This is a genomic window from Microbacterium sp. zg.Y909, from assembly GCF_024626565.1.
On record NZ_JANJFJ010000694.1, the window covers coordinates 1 to 948 of the forward strand.

The following is a 948-nucleotide window of genomic DNA, read 5'->3' on the forward strand; positions in this document are numbered from 1 at the left end:
GCGGAGTTGATCTTCTTGGCGATGTCGGGGTCGTTGCTGAGGATGAATCCCGAGCGGGGACCGCCGATGGTCTTGTGCACCGTCGACGACACCACGTGCGCGTGGGGCACCGGGTTCGGGTGGAGGCCCGCAGCGACGAGGCCTGCGAAGTGCGCCATGTCGACCCAGAGGAGCGCGCCGACCTCGTCGGCGATGGCGCGGAAGGCGGCGAAGTCGAGCTGACGGGGGTACGCCGACCAGCCGGCGATGATCACCTTCGGCTTGTGCTCGATCGCGAGGCGGCGCACCTCGTCCATGTCCACCAGCGACGTCTCGGCGTCGACCCCGTACGCCACGATGTTGTAGAGGCGACCGGAGAAGTTGATCTTCATGCCGTGGGTGAGGTGGCCGCCGTGGTCCAGCGACAGACCCAGCAGCGTGTCACCGGGACGCGCGATGGCGTGCAGCACCGCGGCGTTGGCCGAGGCGCCGGAGTGCGGCTGCACGTTGGCGAACTGCGCGCCGAAGAGCGACTTCGCCCGCTCGATCGCGAGCTCCTCGGCGACGTCGACTTCTTCGCAGCCGCCGTAGTAGCGGCGACCCGGGTAGCCCTCGGCGTACTTGTTGGTCAGCACCGAGCCCTGCGACTGCAGCACCGAGACCGGCACGAAGTTCTCGGACGCGATCATCTCGAGGTAGCCGCGCTGGCGTTCGAGTTCCCGCTCGAGCACCTGGGCGATCTCGGGATCGACCTCGGAGAGGGGGGCGTTGAACACGGAATCGGTCATGGCGATCTCCAGACTGCAGCGGGTACGTAGAGGTGGTCGAGGCGCCCGCGATGCGGGCGTATCGAGACCCGGCCCAGGCGTGCGGTCGAATGCCTTGTCGGTCGCTCCCCGGTGGTGGCCCACCTCAACGCCAGTCGCGACACCCAGAGCATAGCGGATGCCGCGTCGCGCTCCCCGTCGA

The 948-nt window shown here is 68.4% G+C and carries 1 protein-coding gene and 1 riboswitch; the gene reads right to left on the reverse strand.

From position 1 onward, the window contains the following. Positions 1 to 767 (reverse strand): serine hydroxymethyltransferase (gene glyA / locus NQ160_RS24195; protein WP_257517513.1); only part of this gene is annotated, 767 nt, incomplete at its 3' end. Positions 768 to 831: 64 nt separating this feature from the next. Then, positions 832 to 915: riboswitch (ZMP/ZTP riboswitch) on the reverse strand. Positions 916 to 948 lie beyond the last annotated feature (33 nt).